This window comes from Pseudarthrobacter sp. KH_020_B (genome assembly GCF_057840185.1).
This window is the reverse complement of record NZ_CM174506.1, coordinates 3,867,747-3,888,687: the sequence shown is the minus strand read 5'-3', so window position 1 is coordinate 3,888,687 and position 20,941 is coordinate 3,867,747. Positions and strand designations below refer to the sequence as shown.

At 64.3% G+C, this 20,941-nt stretch carries 16 protein-coding genes and 3 pseudogenes; 3 read left to right on the top strand and 16 right to left on the bottom strand.

What is annotated here, in order from left to right; all coding sequences use genetic code 11:
- The first annotated feature begins 16 nt into the window (after window positions 1-16).
- On the top strand, window positions 17-1,468 hold the full coding sequence (locus tag AC3IT0_RS18080) for an aldehyde dehydrogenase (NADP(+)) (RefSeq protein ID WP_489321045.1): 1,452 nt from the start codon (window positions 17-19) through the stop codon (window positions 1,466-1,468).
- 196 nt (window positions 1,469-1,664) lie between these two features.
- Here the strand turns inward: AC3IT0_RS18080 and AC3IT0_RS18075 are convergent, their stop codons facing one another.
- From AC3IT0_RS18075 to AC3IT0_RS18065, 3 genes and pseudogenes are all read right to left on the bottom strand, one after another.
- Entirely contained in the window at window positions 1,665-1,937 is a 273-nt protein-coding gene (locus AC3IT0_RS18075) for a DUF202 domain-containing protein (RefSeq protein ID WP_489321044.1), read from the bottom strand.
- 73 nt (window positions 1,938-2,010) lie between these two features.
- On the bottom strand, window positions 2,011-2,415 hold the full coding sequence (locus AC3IT0_RS18070; protein WP_489321043.1) for a YidH family protein: 405 nt from the start codon (window positions 2,413-2,415) through the stop codon (window positions 2,011-2,013).
- Window positions 2,416-2,830: 415 nt separating this feature from the next.
- Window positions 2,831-4,272, bottom strand: a pseudogene (locus AC3IT0_RS18065) (IS1380 family transposase).
- Window positions 4,273-4,712: 440 nt separating this feature from the next.
- On the opposite strand from AC3IT0_RS18065, the pseudogene AC3IT0_RS18060 reads away from it, so the two are divergent.
- Window positions 4,713-5,696: pseudogene (locus AC3IT0_RS18060) on the top strand (IS110 family RNA-guided transposase); the annotation flags it as partial.
- Window positions 5,697-5,904: 208 nt separating this feature from the next.
- Here the strand turns inward: AC3IT0_RS18060 and AC3IT0_RS18055 are convergent.
- The 5 genes and pseudogenes from AC3IT0_RS18055 to ngcE form a co-directional block, all read right to left on the bottom strand.
- Window positions 5,905-6,469 (bottom strand): annotated as a pseudogene (locus AC3IT0_RS18055) (recombinase family protein).
- Window positions 6,470-6,767: 298 nt separating this feature from the next.
- A complete protein-coding gene (locus AC3IT0_RS18050; RefSeq protein WP_489321042.1) occupies window positions 6,768-6,989 on the bottom strand; it encodes a hypothetical protein in 222 nt (73 codons plus the stop codon).
- A 187-nt stretch (window positions 6,990-7,176) separates the two neighbouring features.
- Window positions 7,177-8,058, bottom strand: a complete 882-nt coding sequence (locus AC3IT0_RS18045) for a carbohydrate ABC transporter permease (protein ID WP_489321041.1) — start codon at window positions 8,056-8,058, stop codon at window positions 7,177-7,179.
- A gap of 45 nt (window positions 8,059-8,103) precedes the next feature.
- Entirely contained in the window at window positions 8,104-9,108 is a 1,005-nt protein-coding gene (locus tag AC3IT0_RS18040) for a carbohydrate ABC transporter permease (RefSeq protein WP_489321040.1), read from the bottom strand.
- On the bottom strand, window positions 9,105-10,523 hold the full coding sequence (ngcE, locus tag AC3IT0_RS18035) for an N-acetylglucosamine/diacetylchitobiose ABC transporter substrate-binding protein (protein WP_489321039.1): 1,419 nt from the start codon (window positions 10,521-10,523) through the stop codon (window positions 9,105-9,107). Before ngcE ends, AC3IT0_RS18040 begins: the two co-directional genes overlap by 4 nt.
- Before the next feature lie 146 nt (window positions 10,524-10,669).
- Here ngcE and AC3IT0_RS18030 point away from each other — a divergent pair, with 146 nt between their 5' ends.
- Window positions 10,670-12,472 carry a glycoside hydrolase family 35 protein gene (locus AC3IT0_RS18030; protein WP_489321038.1) on the top strand — a complete coding sequence of 601 codons (1,803 nt, stop codon included), beginning with the start codon at window positions 10,670-10,672 and terminating at the stop codon, window positions 12,470-12,472.
- A gap of 227 nt (window positions 12,473-12,699) precedes the next feature.
- Here AC3IT0_RS18030 and AC3IT0_RS18025 read toward each other — a convergent pair whose 3' ends face one another.
- The 8 genes from AC3IT0_RS18025 to AC3IT0_RS17990 form a co-directional block, all read right to left on the bottom strand.
- On the bottom strand, window positions 12,700-12,867 hold the full coding sequence (locus AC3IT0_RS18025) for a hypothetical protein (protein WP_489321037.1): 168 nt from the start codon (window positions 12,865-12,867) through the stop codon (window positions 12,700-12,702).
- Window positions 12,868-13,192: 325 nt separating this feature from the next.
- Window positions 13,193-14,059, bottom strand: coding sequence for a class II fructose-bisphosphate aldolase (locus tag AC3IT0_RS18020; RefSeq protein WP_489321036.1), 867 nt, complete (start codon window positions 14,057-14,059; stop codon window positions 13,193-13,195).
- Window positions 14,059-15,015, bottom strand: coding sequence for a 1-phosphofructokinase family hexose kinase (locus AC3IT0_RS18015; protein WP_489321035.1), 957 nt, complete (start codon window positions 15,013-15,015; stop codon window positions 14,059-14,061). The genes AC3IT0_RS18020 and AC3IT0_RS18015 overlap by 1 nt, the downstream gene beginning before the upstream one ends.
- Window positions 15,012-15,932 (bottom strand): ROK family protein, encoded by a 921-nt coding sequence (locus AC3IT0_RS18010; protein ID WP_489321034.1) that lies wholly within the window; start codon window positions 15,930-15,932, stop codon window positions 15,012-15,014. The genes AC3IT0_RS18015 and AC3IT0_RS18010 overlap by 4 nt, the downstream gene beginning before the upstream one ends.
- Window positions 15,933-15,936: 4 nt before the next feature.
- Entirely contained in the window at window positions 15,937-16,845 is a 909-nt protein-coding gene (locus AC3IT0_RS18005) for an SIS domain-containing protein (protein ID WP_489321033.1), read from the bottom strand.
- A gap of 103 nt (window positions 16,846-16,948) precedes the next feature.
- A complete protein-coding gene (locus tag AC3IT0_RS18000) occupies window positions 16,949-18,139 on the bottom strand; it encodes a Gfo/Idh/MocA family protein (RefSeq protein WP_489321032.1) in 1,191 nt (396 codons plus the stop codon).
- A gap of 112 nt (window positions 18,140-18,251) precedes the next feature.
- Window positions 18,252-19,262, bottom strand: coding sequence for a LacI family DNA-binding transcriptional regulator (locus AC3IT0_RS17995; protein WP_489321031.1), 1,011 nt, complete (start codon window positions 19,260-19,262; stop codon window positions 18,252-18,254).
- Window positions 19,263-19,282: 20 nt separating this feature from the next.
- Window positions 19,283-20,941 carry a type 2 periplasmic-binding domain-containing protein gene (locus AC3IT0_RS17990; RefSeq protein WP_489321030.1) on the bottom strand — a complete coding sequence of 553 codons (1,659 nt, stop codon included), beginning with the start codon at window positions 20,939-20,941 and terminating at the stop codon, window positions 19,283-19,285.

The window sequence follows — 20,941 nt, the reverse complement described above, 5'->3', positions numbered from 1 at the left end:
AAATACAGGTGCCCCAGTGACAACTGCAACCCTTTCACTTTCCGAGCTCACGGCTGCCGCCACTAGGGCGGCCTCCATCGCCGCGGCCGCGTCGGACGCCGAACGCGCAGGCTGGCTCAACGCCGTCGCCGACGCGTTGGACGCCAACGTGGCCGAACTGGTGGAGATCGCCGACTCGGAGACCAGCCTCGGCACCGTCCGGCTGACCGGCGAGGTGGCGCGTACCTCAGGGCAGCTTCGCCTGTTCGCCCGGGTGGTCACCGAGGGTTCCTACCTCGAAGCGATCATCGACCACGCGGAGCCTTCGGCCACCCCGCCGAAGCCGGACCTGCGCCGCCTGCTGCGGCCCATCGGCCCGGTGGCCGTCTTCTCGGCCTCCAACTTCCCATTCGCGTTTTCGGTGGCCGGCGGCGACACCGCGTCGGCCCTGGCTGTGGGCTCCTCGGTGATCGTCAAGGCCCACTCGGGCCACCTGAAGCTGTCCGAGCGGACGGCCGAAGTTGTCACTGAAGCCCTGCGTTCGGCGGGAGCGCCGGAGGGACTGTTCGCGCTCGTGGCAGGCCGCGAAGTAGGCACCGCGCTGGTGCAGGATCCCGCCATCAAGGCCGTGGGCTTCACCGGGTCCATCCCCGGCGGCCGGGCGCTGTTTGACCTCGCGGTTTCGCGGCCCGATCCCATCCCGTTCTACGGCGAGCTGGGCAGCCTCAACCCGGTGGTCATCACCGCGGCCGCGCTGGCCGAGCGTTCCGGCCAGCTCGCGGCGGGACTTGCAGCATCATTCACCATGGGCGCCGGCCAGTTCTGCACCAAGCCCGGCCTGGTCTTCATCCCGGCGGGCACTGGATTTGCCGCGCAGTTGGCTGACGCCAGCAAGGACAAGCCGACGGCGGCCATGCTCACCTCCCGGATCTCGGACGCATACCCTGAGGGCCTGCGCAGCGTGGCCTCGCTGCCCGACATGACCATCGTCAGCGGTACGGCGGACCAGGACGCAACGCTCGACGGTGCCGCGCCCGTGGTGTTCGCCACCTCCGCCGCCAATGTCCTGGAGCGGCCGGACGAGCTGCTGGAGGAGTGCTTCGGCCCCACCACCATGCTGATCGAATACTCGGACCAGGAAGAGCTCTCAGCGGTCCTGGCCAAGGTCCCCGGCAGCCTGACCGCCACGGTCCACGCCCAGCCGGGCGAGGACATCGGGGACCTCGTGGAGCAGCTATCCGGCCTTGCCGGGCGGGTACTGTTCGACGGCTGGCCCACCGGCGTCGCAGTGAACTGGGCGCAGCAGCACGGCGGCCCGTACCCGGCCACCACGTCCCTGTTCACCTCGGTGGGCGCGACGGCGGTCCGCCGCTTCCAGCGCCCGGTCGCCTACCAGGATGCTCCCGAAACGGTCCTGCACCCGGCACTGCGCGAAAGTAACCCGCTGGGCATCCCGCGCCGCGTGGACGGTGAGATGGTTCTTCCGTAACTGTTCGCGGGCCACTATAGGGGTGCAGCTCAACTGGGCACAACATCGCGGGTCAGTCCCTCGGGTATCCAAGCGACCAAGGCATCAATCATCGTCTGCAGCGGCGGAAAGTAGACCGAAGTCGACTTTTGCGACAGAAACCACCAAGCTGCCAAAAGAACGACGGGCAGGGTGAGCAACTCATTTTTAGGTGGTTTCAGCTTGCCAGGACCACTACGATTCCGAGGCCGCCCAAGGAAATCCCTGCGAAGGCGGTCCAGAGCACACCGGAGGTATCGGCGTCGAGAGTTTCCTGGGTGATCCCGTGTGAACTGGTACTGTAACGGCGGCGCTGGGTGAAATAGATTGCCGCTGCGGCGAAAGTGGACACCGCAAACAGCAGCAAGATGGGCAAGCCGTGGCGGGGCAGCCAGCGCAGGAAAATAGCACTGACCGTCACCAGCGCCATCATGGTCCGCCCCCAAGCCAACGTGGTCCTTTCGGGCTGAAGGCCGGAATCCCCGTGCGGTGCGGGGGACGGCACTTTTATGCGGACCACGACACTAACGCCAGAGGATAAGGACGAGGACGGCCACGGCCGCCAGTGCCCCTGCGCCCGCCAGCAGTGGCACGATGAGCGGCAGTGGGAGCGGAGTTTTGTTGCGCATGCTCCGTTCGACGCGGATCCAGCGCACCGCAGCGCCCGCGCTTAGCAGCATACCCAGGAGAAGGAGCAATGCCGCGAGGCTCTTACGGACCGGTTCTGGGAACAGGTCGGAGGTAAACGCCTCGATGGCAATACCGCCTGCCAGGAGCGCCAAGGAAGTCCTGATCCAAGCTAGAAAGGTACGTTCATTAGCCAGGGTGAATCGCGGGTCGGGCTCCGTTCCGCCGGGCAATAGCCGTTTGGCGATTTTCCCGCGTGACGGTGGCCCGGGCTCGCTCGGAGGATTTCGATTGCTTACCACGGGAAAAGTTTACCGTTGGCCCTGAGGCTGACCGTCCTCTGGTGGTCTTTGGACTCTTGCGGTCTGGCAGACCTTTCAAGTGCCACTTTTGTGGCGCGTAGGCATGCCAATGTCCATTCTCAAACGTTCCTTCCTGTGAAGTACCGCCACGAGTCCCCGGACCGGAGTGAGGCGTAGCGAAGTTGAGCCAGAATACCCCTAGGTTTATGCTCATCTGGCTTGCATTCCACGCCACTATTTCTTAGCCCGAATTTTTCATGAGGGCCGGGTTGGCCGCCAGGCAACGGCTTGATTCTCGGCTGGATTGATTTTGTGGTTTTGGGCGCGCTGGCTGGGCCGGTTGTCGCTGGGTGGGCGTCGGGTTCCACGTCTCCGATGGGTCGTGCTGGTGGTTGAAGGGGTGGCCGGGTGGTTCTCAGGCCAGGAGCCGGACCTGTTGTCGGAGACCGTTTTTCAACTCTGCAATGGCGGTCAGGAGCGTGGTGATTGTGCCGGTTTCCGGCCAATGGTCAGCGATGAGCAGCCGGGTCCGGCGTGCCCGGTGATGAGTTTCCCGGCGGTGGCGAAGAGCCGGTAGCGCCACCGTTTCATGTCCCATCCCCGGGCTGTGTGGCCGTTTGGCAGCGCGGCCAGTTGGAGCCAGGCGACCAGGTTCATGGCCAATGCGGCGATGTTGGCCCAGGCCTGGTTGGCGTGAAAGTCGAAGAACGGAGGGCAACTTACCGAGCCCGGTATTCTTCAGGGTTTTGATCCGGTTCTCACACCGTCCGCGGGCCCGGTGCCGGGCATCAAGGGTAGGCCCGTGCCAGGACGGTGAGTTGGTCAGGAACGCTGTCACCCGGTGTCCGTCTGCATCCAGCAGTGTCGCCTGCGCCCTGGGATGCAGCGGCTCAGCGCGCAGATACAGGTTTGTGCCAGGCGGGTAGTCGGTTTGCCCGAGGACGTCGGTGGCGTTACGACCCATGCGTTGGTGCGTTCGTCGCCGCTCTGGTCCAGTGCCGGCTGCCAGTACTGTTTGTCGTTGATCCATGCGACCATGCGGGTCTTCATCACCGGGACCGGGTAGGAAACACTGAACTGCACATTTAGCGATGAGAGGTAGTGCAGGAATTTCCGGGAAGCCCCGGCGCTGTCGGTGCGCACGAGGATTTTCTCGCCAATGAGCTTTCCCTCCTGGTTGTAGAAGTCATCGGGGAGTTGGGCGATGGCCTGGTTGAAGACCTTGATGTGGTCCTCTGCGCTGTTGGCCCCGGCATTACCCGGACGCAGGAGTGCCGCCAGGATCTCTCCGCCCCCGTTGCCCGTGCCGTAATCGACGCTGGCGATGAAGGGAGCGAACCCGTACCCGCCCTTGTAAGTTCCCACAGCTTTCTCCTTGTCACTATGGGAAGTCACGAGCCTGGCGTCCAGATCCACTATGAGCGGCTCCAGCGTGGTGGCTGTCAACGCCGGGTTCCGGTCCGCGGCGGCTTCCCACGCCCGTGAACGCAACTCCCGCGTCAACGTCGCGAAGCCGTAGCTGAAGAGATCCGGGTTGGTCACGGTCCGGTCGAAGAACCGCGAGATCGTCGCGTTCGAAGCAACGTTCCCGAAGACGCCGGCACCGGTCCGCAGGATTTCCAGATCGGAGACGTGTTCTCCGCCGCTGGCGAGCATAACCGCCAACGAGCCCAGGATCGTGCCGGGCCGATGGCGGGCCCCGGAGGGCACGAACTGTCCCAAACGATCCTTGCACAAGCCCCGGAATCCGAGCGCGTCAACAAGGGACGTCACCACATTCAGCCCGGCGTGGGAGACCAGTTGCTGCCCCGTCGTGGCGACAGGAAGGGCCGGGAAAACTCCGGTATTCTTGGACATCAGAAAGGTGCTTCTTTCAGCCGGTGAAACAGTGCGTCAACAACACTATTTCCCCAGCTCAGAAGCACCTTTCGTCGCTTAATCACACCGAACGAGTGCCACCCTCATGAAAACCCCGGGTTAGTTCCTGAGGTGCGCTTCGCTCCGCCGTGGGGATGGAAAATTTGGCCGGGTCACCTTGGCTCCGGTGGATCTCTGGTGCTTGCAGAGGCGCTGGGGACACACTTGATGTGTGTGTTTCGGTGGACCCCGATCCGTCTATGGTGCCGGTGAGCCTGTGGGTTAGTTTGGTGGTGGAGGGCACAGCTTTGTTGTCCGCGGGACCGTGGACTGTTGCCTTTGAGCACGAATGTCAGATTTGTTGTTTTATCCGCCCTCCCCGGAACGCATGCGCCTTGATTCCTGCCGGAATGACTGGGAAGGGTGATCCGCTATGGTTCAACGCCCGTGATGCCAGGAATGTCCCGGGCCGCAAGACCGATGTCTCTGACGCTGCCTGGCTGGCGGATCTGGGTGCCCACGGGCTGGTCCGTGCCTCGTTTGTTCCTCCGCCGCCGATCCGTGAACTGCGTGATCTCACCCTGGCCAGGACCGTCATCACCCGGGAACGGACCCGGGAGATCCAGCGGCTGGAGAAGCTCCTCGAGGACGCCTGCATCAAGCTCTCCTCGGTGGCCTCGGACATCACGGGGGTCTCTGGACGGCTGATGCTGAAGGCGCTGATCGAGGGGCAAGAGGACCCGGCGGTCCTTGCAGACCTGGCCCAGCGCAGGATGCGGTCAAAGATCCCGGAACTGACCGACGCGCTGACCGGAAGGTTCGGCAGCCATCACCGCTACATGGCGGAACTGTTTCTGCACCGGATCGATGCCCACACCGCCGATATCGAGGATCTGAGCGCCAGGATCGAGGCGGCGATCGAACCCTTTCGTCTCGCCCGGGAGCTCCTGATCAGTATCCCGGGATTCAGCACCACCGTCGCGGAGATCTTCATCGCTGAAACCGGCGCCGATATGACCGTGTTCGCCACGGCGGGCCAGCTGGCGTCCTGGGCCGGCACGTCCCCGGGATCCAATGAATCCGCCGGGCGGGTCAAGTCCACCAAGACACGCCCCGGCAACCGATACCTCAAAGGAGCCCTGGGCATCGCCGCGCTCTCGGCGTCACGCTCGAAGAACACCTACTTCTCCGCGAAGTACGGGCGCCTCGCCGCCCGGCGCGGACCGATGAAGGCACTCGTCGCGGTCGAACACGCCATGCTTACCGCAGCCTGGCACATGCTCACCACCGGCGAACTCTACAAAGACCCCGGCGCCGACTACTTCAGGCTGCAAGCACCTGCCAAAACCAAGGCCCGTGCGATCGGACAGCTCGAATCCCTGGGCTACCAAGTGACCCTCGAACCCCTCCGACAGACCGGATAACCCAGCTTCGCGACGGCGACCCCGCCAGATCCTCCAGCCAGCAGCACACGTCACCGCTATTTTCATGTCAGGCGCTGCGTGAGTTGATGGGATGATGCGGCCGTGTACATCTCCGAGGTTGATAATGGTCCCTTTCGGTCCAGGGGCCGGTGGCCAGGCCTCACTTTGCGGCCACACGGGGTGACGGCTCGCCGGCGGGGGAGGGGTTTCATTCCAGCTTGGCGTGGCGTAGGCACTGGTAGACGGTCTCCCTGCTGATGCCTAGTCACGGGCGAGGACGGCTTTTGGGACGCCGTTGCCGGAGCGCTGGACCAGTTCGGCGGACCGTTCCGGTGTGAGGGTCTTTTTCCGTCCCTTGTAGGCGCCGCGCTGTTTGGCCAGGGCAATGCCTTCTCTTTGTCGTTCCCTGATGAGGGAGCGTTCGAACTCGGCGAAGGCGCCCATGACGGAGAGCATGAGATTGGCCATGGGGGAGTCCTCCCCAGTGAAGACCAGGCTCTCTTTGACGAACTCCACGCGCACCCCCTTGCGCGTCAGGCCTTGGACAAGAGCACGGAGGTCATCGAGGTTCCGGGCGAGCCGGTCCATGCTGTGATCACGACGGTGTCCCCGTCGCGGGCGAACCGCAGTAATTCAGTGAGCTCCGGCCTGGTAGTGTCCCTGCCCGAGGCCTTGTCCGTGAAGACCCTGTCCAGAACCTGGCCATCCAGCTGGGGCCTCTCGTTCTGGTCCAGCGTGCTCACGCGCACATAGCCGATCGGCTGTCCGGCCACTGTTGCTCCAATCCTTCGCCTGTGACGTTGAGTTCTAGACCCGTCCCACAACGAAGTCAAGACCCGGGCCGTACGTCGTCAGGTTGGGGTGTGCCCCAACTGGACGAACACCGCTCCCGGGACGATGGAGACCCTCTAATGGCAGGGCGCCGTACAAGCGGGCTTTAGGCTCAGCGTCGAAACCATCGCCCTGTGGGTGGTCCTCACCGTCGTCATGGTCGGGGCGGGGCAACAGCCGGGCGGTCCATGTTGGCTACAAAGTCGCAGAAGACGGCCAGCAGCTGCCCTGGGCTTTCTGTCAGGCCGCTGGGGTGGTGACCAGGTCTAGTTCATACGTTTGCCCGTACGGCACCGACGGAGATAGGGCGACGGTGAATTTGGCGTAATGATGTCGGGTGACGAGCACGCCACAGGCTTTGTCGACCTTGGCCGCCTGAATCGCGGTTCCCAGCGCTAACGTCAGCTGGGTTTCCTTGTCGGCGGAGTCCTGGACTAATAGATCAGCGATGATCGTTTGCATGGTTCTATCCTTCAGTTGGTCGTCAAGACCGGTGTTGTTCAGTGGCGCAGGGGAGCGGTCAGGTCGCTGTGCGGGTGGCCGCCTCCAGCGTTTGACGACGGACGTTAAACGGACGACGGCGGGACGCAAGCTGGTTCTAGCGTCCCGCCGTTTCGCTCTGGTTTCCTTGGGCCGGAAGTGGCCCCTGTCAGCGGGACGTACCCTGGGCCACTGAACCCTGCAGCTGGCGCTGGAACAGTACGTAGACAATCAGCACCGGGACGATGGTGATGATGACGGCGGCGAAGAGAGCCCCGAAATCCGTCCTGTAGCCCATCTGCCCGGCGAACGCCTGGACAGCCTGTGAGAGCACCCGGGCTTCCGGTGCAGGGCTGAGGGCGGTGGGTAGGAGGTACTGGTTCCACAGGCCCAGAAAGTTGAAGATGGCCACCGAGGCCAGCCCCGGCTTGGCCATGGGCAACATCACCTGGAAGAACGTCCGCCATTCCCCTGCCCCGTCGACAGAGGCTGCCTCGGCCACTTCCGACGGCAGGGTCTTGAAGAAGGCGAAGAGGAAAAACACCGAAAACGGCAAGGAGAACGCAACATAGGTGAGAATCAGGCCTACCAGGGTGTTCAGCAGTCCCAGGTTCTTCATGATGGAGAAGAGGGGGACGATGGCGAGGAAGATGGGGAACGTGAGCCCTGCCAGCAGCAGGTAGTAAATGGCCTTGCTGCCGGGGAAAGCAAACCTTGCCAGGACGTAGGCGCACATGGCGCCGAGCGTCATGGTCAATGCCATGGCAACCACCACCACGATCACGGTGTTCAGGAATGCCGCGCCGATTCCGGCCTCATTCCAGGCCCGGACGTAGGAATCGAAATTCCACTGGGTCGGCAGTCCAAACGGCGATGAAAAGATTTCCGACGAGGTTTTGAAGGAGGCGATAAAGGTCCATAGAAGCGGAACGACCACCAGCAGAGCCCAGATGATCAGCATCGCGTGCGAAACGGCGGCTACAGTTTTGTCGGACTTGGTGCTGACCTTGCGGGGCCGTGCATTGGGAACCGCCGAGGGTTCTGCGGTCATGGAATCGGCCGTTCCTTGTTTTAGCGTTGGCGTCTGCTGCATTGGTCAGAGCCTTTCGTCCTGGGCGCTGCCACCCGTAATTTTGTTGACGCCGAAGACCAGCCCGGCAAAGGCAAGGGTGATCAGGGAAAGCACTACGCCCATAGCTGTGGCGAGTCCGAACTTTCCGGTGCCGCCGAACGCCGTGTAATAGAGCTCCTGGGACATCACCAGGGTGGAATTTTCCGGACCGCCCGGGCTCAGATATAGGGCAGACATATAGACGAAGGCGTCCAGGGCAATGATGCCCATGTAAACGTACGCCGTCTGGATGTTGTCCCGGATGAGCGGGATGGTGATCTGCACCAGGGTCCGCATGCGGCCGGCGCCGTCTACCCGCGCAGCCTCGAAAAGTTCGGCCGGAATCCCTTTGATGGCGGCGATGAACAGCACCATGTAGAAGCCGACAAAGCCCCACGTGATGATAAACATGGAGGTTCCTAGCGCCGTACGGGCATCACCAAGCCACGGGAACTGGCCGATGGGGACACCAACAGCGTTCAGGAAGGCATTAACCAGTCCGGCGTTCGGGTCAAAGATCATGCCCCACATAATGCCCACCACAATGGCTGGAATGACGTAAGGGAAGAACGAGACCACGCGGTAGAAGCCCGAGCCGTGGAGTCCGCGCACCTGGCCCCGGCTGGGTCCGCCGAGGGTGATCACTGAGGCGAGGGAGAGCGCGAGCACGATGGTGATGAGCGGAAGGACCAGGCCAAGGATTGAGCTGTTGAGGATTGCGCGCAGGAAGTTCTCATCCTGGAAGAGCGTGACGTAGTTCTCGAGCCCGATGAAGGGCATCGCATTGCTGAAGCCGTTCCAGGCCGTGAGGGAGATGTACGCCGCCTGGATGAACGGCCAGATGACAAACAGGAGGTAGACCGCCAGCGGAACGCCCAGGAAAACGATGAAGAAGGACACTCGATCGAATGTCAGGGGGCGCCGGCGGCGCCGGGCGGCTGCGGTTGCTCCGCCGCCCGGCTTCGTCTGCACTGGTGGAACAGCGGTCATTTGATTTCGATCTTCGTTACGGACTTGTCGTTGGCGACCTTGTCGGAGATCTTCTGCAGGTCGGTGGTCAGTCCGGCAGCATCAATCTTGCCGTCCAGAAAGGAGTTCCAAGAGACCAGTTGGCCCTTGTTCAGGCCGTAGACATTGCCGAAGCGGATGTCGAAGACGTTCTCCCCTGCGGCGTCCAGCATTTTGGTCTGTGACACCAGCGCTGTGGAACCGAAGCCGTCGGCTGGTACGGTGCCCTTGATGATGGTCGGTGCAAGGATGGACTTGGCGAAGTTGGCCGCAGCCTCCTGGGAGAGCATGGTGCGGAGCAATTCCTTGCCGCCGGCCGGGTTCTTGGCGGCGGTCGGAACAATGAACGGCTCATCCGAAGCCGAGTGGATCGCATTCGGGCCGAGCTTCGGTGAGGATGACTTGTGCGGGACGGGCATGCCCGTCATCTCGAAACCGGCCTTGGTCTGGTCTTTCATCTCGTTCTCGATCCAGGACCCGGACGGGTAGAGGAGTGCTTCCTGGGCGTTGGACCACGAGGCCTGTGCAGCCGTGAATTTGGTACCTGAGCCGCCGGGCTTGAAGTATCCGTTCTTGACGCAGGTCTCCAGCGCTTTGAAGACATCCTGGATGGCCGGGTGGCTCCAGGCGTCCGGCTTGAGGTTCTCGATTGCCAGGCGGACCTCGTCGCCGCCTTCTTTGATGGCCGAGGCAAGCGCGAATTCCTGGTAGTAGGTCGCAGCTTCCGTGCCCCAGGTGAACAGGTATTTGCCCTTGGCCTTGGCATCCTCGCCGAGCTTGAGCATTTCATCCCAGGTCTTGGGCGGCGTGAGTCCCAGTTCCTTGAAGAGTGAAGCTGAGTACCAGAGGCCGAACACGGTCAGGACATAGTTGATGGCCACAAGCTTGCCGTCGTAGTTTCCCGGAGTGAGGACGCCGGGGTAGAGGGTGTCCTTAATAACCTTGCCTTCAAGGTTTTTGGCATCCACAACGCTCTGGAGGTCCTCAAGCTGTCCGACGATGGTGGTCATGCCGATCTTCTTGGCCCCGGAGTTGTCAATCAGGTCCGGGGGAGTGCCTCCCGCGAAGCGCGGCTGGAGCTCGCCGGTGATGTCAGTGGACGGGCTGATCTTAGCGGTTGCCTTGGCCTCACCCTTGGCCATGACGCCGGCAGCGAATTCGACGTACTTGACGTCATAACCGCCCTTGAAGACCACAGCGTCAACGGTTGAGCCGCTTGTCACGCCGAAGGGATTTCCCGCGCTGACCGCGCCCTGGGCCGTAGGCCCGGCCGAGCTGCCGCCGCCGCCGGCACAGCCTGCAAGCATTGACGCGGCGGGTACGAGTACCGCAGCTGCAAGAGTGCCGCGGAGGAAGTTACGACGCCCCAGGGCGGACGGTGTGTGGAACCGGTTCAATTTTGCCTCCAAATAGGTAAAGCCTCGACGTCGAGGCCTGCGGTCTCTAGCAGACCTTCCAAACACATATTTTCGCAGAAATGACGCAAATGCAACGTTTTGGCTCTAAATCGATCAATAAAGATCAAACTGTTATCATGTCTTGCATGAACCTGCCGCTCGAACCTGCCCTTACCTGGTCCGAAGGGAAGTTTCTGCGACATGCCGCTCCCCACCGGATCATCGCAGGGGCCATCCACTACTTCCGCGTACATCCAACCCAGTGGCGTGACCGCCTTGAACGCCTCGTCGCACTCGGTGTGAACACCTTGGACACCTACGTGGCATGGAACTTCCACCAGCCCCGCCAGGAAGAAGGACCGGACTTCAGCGGCTGGTGTGACCTTGGGCGGTTCATCGACCTCGCCGGCGAACTCGGTCTGGACGTGATCGTCCGGCCCGGTCCCTACATCTGCGCCGAGTGGGACAACGGCGGGTTCCCGGCTTGGGTGACGTCCGCGCCCGGACTGCGCCTGCGCCGGCGCAACGACATCTTCTATCGGCTCGTCGGCGAATGGTTTGACCAGCTGATTCCCATCATCGCCTCCCGCCAAGCCAGCCAGGGAGGCCCTGTGGTGGCTGTCCAGATCGAAAATGAATACGGCAGCTACGGCGACGACGCCTCCTATATCCGGTGGAACCGGGACGCGCTGGCACAGCGGGGCATCACCGAGCTGATGTTCACGGCCGACGGCGGCACTGACTACTATCTCGACGGCGGCAGCATCCCGGAGCTCCTGGCTGCCGCAACGCTGGGGTCCCGTGGCGCGGAAGCGTTTCAAACCTGGGAGCGCCGACGCCCGGGCGAGCCGTTCTTCGCCGTCGAATTCTGGAACGGCTGGTTTGACCACTGGGGCGAAAACCACCACACCCGCGACGCCGCCGAGGTAGCCGCTGAGGTGGGCCGGATTCTGGACCTCGGCGGCTCCATCTGCCTATACATGGCCCATGGCGGGAGCAACTTCGGACTGGGGTCCGGCTGCAACCACGACGGGAAGCGCCTCCAACCCACCGTGTCCAGCTACGATTCCGATGCGCCGATCGCGGAGGATGGCACCCTCACGGCGAAATTCCACGCGCTGCGGCCATTGTTCCACGCCGCGTTGGGTCGGGATCTCCCCGAACTGCCCGCGCACCTGAAGCAGCCCGCGCCGGTGCTCCCAGCGGCAACCCTGCCCCTGTCCCGGGGCACCAGGCTGCTTGAACTGGCCAGAAGCGGCGGGCAGCCGTGGGAGCTGCAGGTTGTCCAGGCAACAGACCCGCTGTCTTTCGAAGAACTTGGCTTGCCCAACGGCTTGGTGCTGTACCGCAGCACGGCCGTACTGCCAGCCCGCGAATTCCGGCTGAAGCTGCCCGGCCTGGCTGACCGGGCCACGGTGTGGATTGACGGCGAGCTGACGGGACGCCTGGATGACACCACGGCGGCGGAAGGACTCACCGTGACGGGGCAGGGTGCGCCTGCCGTGCTGGAAATCCTCGTGGAAAGCCTGGGCCACATCAACTATGGCCCCCTGACAGGCTCGGGCAAAGGCCTGCCCGGAGGTGTTCTGGTGGACCAGCGTTACACCTTCGATTGGGAGCACACCGTGCTGGACGTCGAGGCGTGGGGTGGGGCGGAACTCGGGCAGCTGGCGGAGGCACACATGGACGTCGAACGGCCTGCGGACGCCCACGTGGCACTCCCCGGGTCAGGCAAGGGATTGCTCTGGGTCAATGGTTCCCTGGTCGGAAGATACTGGGGAATCGGGCCGCAGCAGACCTTGTATGTCCCGGCAGGATTCTGGCGCGCAGGCCGCAACGAGATTCGAGTCCTCGAACTGGAACTCGCAGGAACCAGCATCGAGCTTCGAGAGCGCGCCGACCTCGGAGAACCCCGGCCCGATCTGGCCGTAGCCGGGCTCGCAGATTGACCTCTTGAACGCCGCACGGCGGGCATCGTCCGGCAGGAGTTGCCTCGGAGGCTGCTGAACAACGAGATAGTGGGGCGTGCGGAAAGCCACCAATGGCCGTCAAGCGGCGTGTTCTAGCCGGTCAGCACCTTACGGTGCGACACCGGGGCCGTTCCACTCTCTTTTTGTTTTTGCCTCAGATTTGAAACGCCATCCAGTGGTGGGACTGGCGGCGTCCGGGCGATGGTTTATCCCAGCGCCCATGAACCCTCGTACACGGTTAGTCCCGGGTTGTGGAGGCGTCGCAGATTCAGTCCCTGGACCAGCAGGTGCGGCCAGGCGTTGTTCCGGCGGATGCCGCGTTGGGGCATGCGGCGGTTGCCGCGGCTGAGCCAGGCGATGGACCGCTCGACCATCGGCCGGTGCGTGCGGTACTCGGCCTGAAAGGCCTGATCGGTGGCGTTTCCCCGGAATGGTGGGCCGCGCCGGTCAGGACGTCCACGCTGGTGCCGTGATCGGGGGATTCATAGAGGTCCTCCATCATGGAATCCGGAAACAGGCGCCCCGATCTTTGGCTAGAAAAGGAATGACGCTGCCGGGAGCCAACAACTCTCTCCCGCCAGCGCCTCCACGTTCAAATATCTGTGTTGCCCGTCCTCGCGTCCCTGCCTAACTCCCGTCTTAACCACCAGCCCCACGACTCCAGCCGACGCGCTCAACCGCGGCTAATTCAGGAGTTTCCTAGGCCAAGGCTCCGCTGAAGCTGCCGGCGAAAAGCTGCAGGAGCCGGGAAACTTCCGGAACCAGGGCATCGCGTCCGGCCCCGAGGTACTTCCGGGAATCGGTGGTGCGGGGGTTGGCTGCCAGGAATTCCCGTATCGCGTGGGTGAACACACCATTGAGGTGGGTGGAGACGTTGATTTTGGTCATGCCCGCACCGATAGCGTCTGTGAGGCCGTGGTCCGGGACGCCGGAGGATCCGTGGAGCACCAGCGGCACATCCAGCGTGGACTTCAGGGCGGCAATGAGCGCCAGGTCCAGGCTGGCGGTCCGCTCCTGCATTGCGTGGGAAGAACCCACCGCAACAGCGAGGGCGTCAACACCGGTGGCCCGAACAAAGTCCAGCGCCTCAACCGGATCGGTGCGCGCCCCGGGCTCGTGGGCACCAAGGTGTACTCCGTCCTTGCCGCCCACCTTGCCAAGCTCCGCCTCAACGTAGACCCCGGCGGCGTGGGCGTAGCTCACCACCCGTGCCGTAGCGGCGACGTTTTCCTCGTAACTGAGCGCGGCGCCGTCGAACATCACCGATCCAAAGCCGAGGTCCACGGCCTGCCTGGCGAGCTCTTCGTCTTCGGCGTGATCCAGGTGCAGTGCCACCGGAACCTCCGCGGAACGGGCCAGGGCCAGGCTTGCGGCCGCGAGGGGTTCCAGTCCTCCGTGGAAGGACGCACAATTCTGGGAAATCTGGAGGATGAGTGGGCAGGAGGCAGCCTCTGCACCGCGGACAAGCGCCTCCACCGTTTCGAGGTGCAGGACGTTGAACGCGCCCTGCCCGTGTCCGGCGGACGTTGCGAAATCTATAAGCTGGCGCGTGGGAACTAGCGGCATTAGAAACTTTCCTTTTCTATGACAACCAACGTGGCAAAATCTGTGTGCCGTGGGGAAATCTCCCCGGCCCCCGGCATCAGGACGGCGGCAGCTGACCAGGCAACCGCGCGGCGCAGCATGGCCGCGGGATCACCCTCACCGTCCGCGAGGCAGGAGGCGACGGCGGCGACGGCGGCATCGCCGGCTCCGGTGGCGTTTCCCGCGATTGCCCAGGGCAGCCGCGCGGTGACCATGATTCCCGGCTGGCCGGCGTCAAAGAGGGACATACCCTTGGCCCCCTGGCTGACGAGGACCTGTTTGGCCCCGCGGTCCATCAGTTCGGCGGCTCCTGAGGCCACTGTGGTAGCCCCGGTGGCCTCCAGCAGTTCGTGATGGTTCGGCTTGAGCAGCGCCGCCCCGGCCGCTGCTGCATCAAGAAGGGCAGCGCCGGAAGTATCCAGGATGCACGGCAGGCCTGCGTCCGCGGCGAGGCGGGCGAGGTTGGAGTAGAACCCGGCAGCGGAACCGCCCGGCATGGATCCGGAGCCAACCACCACGGACGCTCCGGCCGCAGCCTCACGGGCGGCCTCCAGGAGGCCTGCCAGGACAGCCGCAGGTTGGCTACCGCCGGCCTCGTTGAGGAGGGTGGATTCATCGCCACACCCGGTTTCCACGATGGCAATGCTTCGCCTGGTTTCCGTGGGCGAGTCAATCAGGCTCGCCGGAACGCCCGACTGTTCGAGTTCGCAGCGGAAGACTACGCCGGTGGCCCCGCCAACAGGAGCGATCGCCAGGACGTCAAAGCCCTGCGCGAACGCCACCCGGGCCACGTTGAGGCCTTTGCCGCCCGCACGCGAAAGGGGGGCGTCCACCCGGTGGCTGGCTCCCCGTTCCACTTTGGCGAGTGTGTAGGTGAGGTCCAGTGCGGGATTGGGGGTGACCGTAATGATCCGGCCCCGCGCCTCGAGCCCGGTCACAGGGCTCCCTCCGCGGCCCGGCGCGCACAGACCAGGGCACCGGCAATTCCGGCGCGGGCACCCAGCGTGCCCAGCCCGACAATTGGCGGGCGCTGGAAGTCCACCGCCTGCGCCAGCCGCTCAGCTACGGGCTTCCGCAGGGCTTCTCCGGCCCGGGCGAGCCCGCCGGTCAGGACAAAGCGCTCCGTGCCGAGGAGGGTGCTCAGCTGCAGGAATCCATGCGACAGCGCATCGAAGGCGGCTTCCAGCGCAGCAACGGCATGATTGTCTTCCGCGGCGGCCGCCTCGAAGACCTCCCGGGCACCGGAGACGGACCGTCCGCTACGGCGAGAGTACGCGCGCGCGATCGCCGCCGCAGATGCGACAGATTCCAGGTAGACCGGCCCGCCGTCCCCAGGGACGAGGAGATGGCCCACTTCGCCGGCGAAGCCGGCCCCTCGGATCCGGTGTCCTCCGTCGAAGAGGGTGGCCGCTATGCCGGTCCCGATGACGACGACGGCAACGTCCCGCGAGCCGTGCGCAGAACCGGCGGCGATTTCCGCCTCCCCAGCCATGCCGACGTCGTGCCCGAATCCCACAGGCAGCCCGAGCAATGCGGCGGCACGCTCGCGGAAGGGATAGTTCCGCCAGCCGAGGTTTGCCGAGTACACGCCGGTCCCCGCAGCTTCGTCAACAATCCCCGGAACCACAAGGCCCACCGCTTGCGGACTCTCCATCACTCCCCGCAGCAAGGAAGGGACGAGCCCGGCGACGGCGGCCAGTACGTCGGTGCCGGGGTCCTTGCCGCCCACGGGAGTGGGTATGGTGGCGGCTGCCAGTTCGGTGCCGTCGGCCGCCGTCAGGACCGCTTTAAGCTCTGTTCCCCCAACGTCAAACGCCAGCAAGGACCCCGGCGACTGTTCCAAAGGCTGGTGCATTGGCTCAGCTGCTCAGGATGACGGAACGGGTCAGATTCCGGGGCAGGTCAGGGTCAAGCCCTTTCTGGCGGGCGCGGTCAAGGGTTACGCGGTGGACGCGGGCAAGTTCTGCGAGGGGATGCCGGCGGGAGGCCACGAAGAGCGCGCCGGTACGTTCCACGTCGCCGGCAAGCCCGGCCGGGGCATCGCCGATCATCCATGTAACGCGGCCGGGTGCTGCAATGGAGATGGGCCCGTGGCGGTACTCCATCGCCGGGTAGGACTCGGTCCAGCCCTGCACGGCCTCGCGCATCTTCAGGGCTGCTTCGTTGGCCAGCCCTACCGTCCAGTTGCGGCCGACAAAGGTGAACTGTTCGGCGGCGAGCAGCTCCTCCGGTGCCGGTGTGGCGACGGCCTCACGGGCGTCCTCCACTGCCGTAGAGAGGTCGGCGCCGATTGTGGTCAGCAGGTAGGCAAGTGCCGTCGTCGCAAAGCGGGTCTGGACAACGGAGGTCTCATCCGCGTACGGAAGTGCAACAACCCTGTCCGCCAGTGAGGCGACGGCAGTGTCGGGGTCGCCAAGAAGTGCGAGGCTGGGAAGAGTGCCCCGGGTCTGTTCCAGGAGTTCGATGACCTCCGTGGTTGTTCCGGAGCGGGTGATGGCGACCACACGGTCGTAACCGCGTGCCGCACCAAGGAACGCTTCGGACGCGGCAAACGCGTCGGTCACCCCGAGGCCTGCCGTTTCACGGCAGGCGGCATAGGCCTGGGCCATGAACCACGAGGTTCCGCAACCGACGACGGCCACGCGCTCACCTGCTGCGGGAGCCAGCGATTCGGAGCGTGCCTGCTCGATCGCACGGGTCCAGATTTCCGGCTGCGACAGCAGTTCCGCTTCCATGTGGGCTCCGGCCCCGGCAGTCAGTTTGTCCATCGGTCTCTCCAAATCTTGTGCCCACAACTGGTGTCAAACCAGTGGGCGAATGATTGTTTATGATCGTTTTGTAACCATATCATCCATTAATAATCGCAGTCGCTCATGCCACGCTTCCTGATACGCGGGCCGGCTGGCCGGATTCGAAGTACTGCACGAGTTGGGGCGCGAGTTCAGGCACGGCTACAGCGCCGCCGCCTGACCGGAGCGACTTCGCGGCCATAATTCCGGCGGCCACGGCCTCGCGCGCCGCAAGCGGGGACGTGTCCGTGGTTCCACCCTCCATGGCGAAGCGAAGGAACTCCTGAAGCAGGCGGGGGTCGGCCCCGCCATGGCCGCCCTCGGCGTCCTCGATCGGGTGGGTTGCATCGGGAACGCCCGGCCCTCCGCTGTGGCGCCTGTTCCAGACCCGGATCTCACCGCCCGGGCCGTCCCCGATGTTTTCGAGCCGGCCATGGGTGCCGATCACCGTATAGTTTCGCCAATAGTCAGGGGTGAAGTGGCACTGCTGGTATGAAGCCAGCACGCCGTTGTCCAGGACCATCTGCATCATCGAGATGTCCTCAACATCGATGACCGGGTTCAGCTCCTTTTGCTCGGCCGGTGGCCAGTTGTCCAGGCTGAACCAGTCACCCATCCGGCGGTCACTGTTGTCGCGCCGATCCCCGACGCCGCCGTACACCGCCAGGGCGCCGATGCCCGAGACGCTCCGGGAGTATCCTCCGGCCAGCCAGTGGATCACGTCCAGGTCATGAGCGCCTTTTTGCAGGAGGAGGCTGGTCACGTTGCTTCGCTCGGCGTGCCAGTCTTTGAAGTAGTAATCGCCGCCATGGCCCACGAAGTGGCGGCACCATATGGCCTTTACCTCCCCGATCGCGCCGCTGATAATCAGGTCCCGCATTTGCCGGACCACGGGCATGTGGCGCATGTTGTGCCCCACGTAGAGCCGCGTTCCGGTGCGGTATGCCGTTTCCAGTACGCGGTCCGCCGCTTCAAGGTCAACGTCCAAGGGCTTCTCGCAGAAGGTCGGAATCCCCGCTTCCAGGGTGGCCGCGGCCACCTCTGCGTGGAGGTGGTCCGGGGTCAGGACCAGGACGGCATCCGGACGTGTTGCGATGAGTTCAGCCACGCTCTCTGTCACGACGGCGTGGGGCAGCTTCTCCCGCGCGTCCGCCCGGCGGGCTGCCGAAAGGTCACATACGGCCGAAACCACGGAGCCCTGACCTGGCCGCTGGACATACCGCCACAAGCCGGCGCGCAGGCCAAAGCCCACGATCGCTACTTTCACATCCATTGTTTCTTATCCTCTTTTCTGGTCCCGTCCCCGGGGACGTCACTACGGTGTGGTCTTTTAGCCCGGGCGTTCTCCGGGCGTCGGCGGTGCCCGGTAACCCGGGCGGGCAGGGTCAGTGCCCTGTGGTCTCCCGCGCGAAGAGTTGCCAGGTGAATTCGTGCAGCACGCCGGGGCCGGCCTCATGCCCCGCGGCTTTGTCGAGGATGATGGCTGCAAGCTTGTTGAAGAAGTCGACCGGTCCTACGGTGGTCAATGACGGGTGAAGGCGTTCGCCCTCCACCGTGTTTCCAACTCCGGCGATGAGGATGTCGCGCCCGGGCTCCAGGCCGAGCCGGAGCGCCGCGTGAACGGCACTGACCGCCGAGTAATCTGACGTCGCGAACACGGCCCCCGGACGGTTCGGCCGGTCCAGGAGCTTAAGCGCGGCTTCGTACGCGCCGGCCTGTGACCCGTCGAAGACCTGCAGCGCGTCAGGCGGCGCGGCGGCGCCGTGCTTCCGAACCGCCTCCGCCCACGCATGGACCCTCGCGGTGGGCGGACTGTCTGTGAGCCCTTGGGGGCTCAGGCAGGCGACGTCAGTGGTGGCTTCGAACAGGTGGCCGAGCAGGATGTCGCATCCGGGCCGTTGGACGGACCGGATCACGTCGAAGCCGTCCGGCTCAAGCGTCTCGTCGAACACCACCAGTCGGGCGCCCTGGCGCGCGCGGCGCCGGACGGCCTCATAATCTTCCGGGCCCCTGAGGTTGTCGATGAATACAACGTCCGCCGTCTGGCGCTGCACGGCACTCTGCCAGTCGGCATCGGCGAGAATCAACGGCGTGAGGCCGCGCGGCGCCAGGTGCCGGTTGGCTGCGTCCACCACGGCCAGAGACCACGGGTCTGCCAGCATCGTGAGCGAGAGGAGGGCGAGGTCGGTCCGGCCCGTGCGGATGGCACGGGCCGATTGGTTAGGCCGGTACCCGAGCGTGCCGGCGACGGCGGTGACCCTCGCCGCCGTAGCCGCTGACACGCCCGGGCCCCTGGCGGACCCGGTCCGCCCGGAGAGCACATAGGAGACCGTGGCAGCCGAGACCCCGGCTGCCTCCGCCACCGTGCGGATTGTGGGCCTGCCAGAGCTTGCCATGTGCTCCTCCTTCTGTTCGGTTACGGGCTGAAGACCTTGGCGTCTGCGGGAAGTGCTTCCTCGTATTCGCCGCGGATCTTGTCCCCGCCGTCGGCTTTCCAGCGGGCCACGGCATCCTTCAGTTCGGACATTTGCGCACGGCCGGTGATAATATCCACCACCTTGTCGCGCATTCCCTTGGTGATCTTGGGGCCGATCTTCGCATTCGTGTCTGAGTAGGATCCGTTGGTGGGATTGCGCCAAGCCAGTTCCAGCAGCCTCTTCTCCTGGTCCAGGATGTACTCGGTGTCCTGATCGAAGCCCGGGTTGAAGATAACGTTCTCGGGGCTTGCCATGATGTTGAGGGCGGACACCAGGCCGGGAGCGTTCTGCTTTCCCGATTCGGAAAGCGCGGGGTTTCCAGCGGCGTCCCGGGTGAAGTCCTGTCCCTCGGTGCCGTAGTTCTTCTGGAGGTATTCAGTGGTGCCGAAGGGGGCGGCGAGGTAGTTGAAGAGTGCCAGCAGTTCGCGGATGCGGCCTTCGTCGGCCTTCTTGAACGGCGTGAACCCCACTGTTCCGTAGCCCATGTCGTAGACGGGCTTGTTTCCGTTGGCCCCGAAAGGTACCAGGATCTCGAATCTGCCGCCTTCGTCGAGGGCCCGGAACTTCTTCAGTTCGTGGGGGCCGGAGACCACCAGCGCACCCAGGGAGCCTGATGCCACGCGCTGGCGTGCGTCCGTGATGCCCGTATCGGGGTAAAAGACACCGGCAGCGAACATCTTGGCTGTGAACTCGACACCGGCAGCATACTCATCTGTTTCGAACAGGTTGGTCAGTGAGCGGTCCTTATTGACGCGCCAGCCGTTGGGCGCACCGAACCACTCTGTGACCATGTGCAGGGCGTTGATATATGCCGGCTCAAGGGCGTACTTCTGTCCGGCGGGCCGGGTGATCTCCTTTGCCTTGGCCAGGAATTCCTCCGCGTTGGAGGCGTTGAACCCGCCAACGTCCTGCCACAGCTGTCCGCCGAGGTACACCTGCCCGAAGGGGGTGCTGGGGATCGGCGCACCCCAGATTTTGCCGTTGACGACGGCGGTCCGCCAGCTATCCGGTTTGAGGGCGGCAAGGTTGGAGTACTCAAGAACTGCATCGCCGGACAAATAAGGCGTGAGGTCCTGGAACTTCGCCTCGAGCATCGGGCCGACGCTGGGGATGCCTTGGTTCGGCGGCACCCACATGAAGTCGGGGAGATCGTTCGAAGCCAGGACTGTGGCAAATTTGCCCGGATATCCGTCTCCGATGTCCTCCGCGATCTGGAGGTCCAGCTCCCCTCCCAGCTTCTCGTTAAGGCGCTGCCAGAACGGGTTTTCCTTCATGCCAGGGCTCATGGTGGCGAAGGTTTCCGTGAGCCCGGTGATTCGCCCGCTCGTAATCGGCGCGGTCTTCACGGTGGTCATCGGAGCCGGCATCTTCAGGTAGCCCGCCTGGAGGCCCTGGGCGTTGCCGGGCAGGTCGGGAGTGATTCCGGCAAGCTCCTTGTAGGTGGGCAGCTTGACCCCGGCCGATGCCGCCGCGCCGGCACCCGAGGCAGCGCCGCCTCCGGAGGAGCACGCGTTCAGGCCGAGGGCAGCAACGCTGAGCCCGGTCAGGGCCAGGAAGCCGCGGCGGTTGAGCCCGCCGGGGGAGGAATGATCAGTCAT